The sequence below is a fragment of the Prolinoborus fasciculus genome (assembly GCF_056724605.1).
This window is the reverse complement of the sequence record NZ_JBWZQN010000147.1, coordinates 1-820: the sequence shown is the minus strand read 5'-3', so window position 1 is coordinate 820 and position 820 is coordinate 1. Positions and strand designations below refer to the sequence as shown.

Sequence of the window (820 nt, the reverse complement as noted above, 5' to 3'; positions counted from 1 at the left end):
GCCTGGTAAATACCAGCACCCATGAAATCATTGATGCCCAAATAGGTAGCATGGATCAGGGTGAACTTACACTGGCAAATCGATTATGTCCTCCATCGCATAGTATTACCTTGTTTGATCGAGCCTATTTCTCTGCTGATTTCTTGATTGACTGGCAAACACGAGTAGAAGCCAGTCATTGGTTAATGAGAGCAAAAGATAATTTACGCTATGAGATCATTAAACGTAATTCCCCGCATGACTTTCAAATCAAAATGCCTCTTTCAGCTAGAGCCAGGAAGCTAAATCCATCATTAGGAGAATATTGGGAAGCGCGTTTGATTGAAGTTGAGCAGGCAGGGAAAATTAGACGTTATATCACTTCATTAATGGATTCAAAGGCATATCCACTGATAGGCTTGGCGAAGCTTTATGCCCAGCGCTGGGAAATAGAAATGTGTTACCGAGAAATCAAAAGTGATTTACAGGAAGGCAAGCATTTGAGGAGCAAGCAACCTGATTTAATTTATCAAGAATTATGGGGGGTCTTCATTGCCTATAATATTCTAAGAAGACAAATGAAACATATGGCTCAACGAGCAAAAGTCAGTCCTTTGAGAATCAGCTTTCATATTGCATCTATCGGTATCCTGAATATATTAAGATTTGACTCTTTAGACTCCGCAGGGAATTTACCCAAACATCTAGAAAGTTTACTGGAGAAATCTAAGAGGTATGTGTTGCCTGAGAGGAGGGTTAGAAGTTGCCCACGAGTTGTGAAAGGAAAACCACAGAAATACCCAAGAAAATGCCAGTCAATTTCTTAACTGACTGGCATTAC

The 820-nt window shown here is 40.1% G+C and carries 1 protein-coding gene; it reads left to right on the top strand.

The genetic code is table 11. The annotated features are described in order from the left end of the window. The coding region (locus AC1P5O_RS16635; protein WP_262472742.1) for an IS4 family transposase at window positions 1-806 on the top strand (806 nt) is incomplete at its 5' end. Between the last annotated feature and the right edge of the window lie 14 nt (window positions 807-820).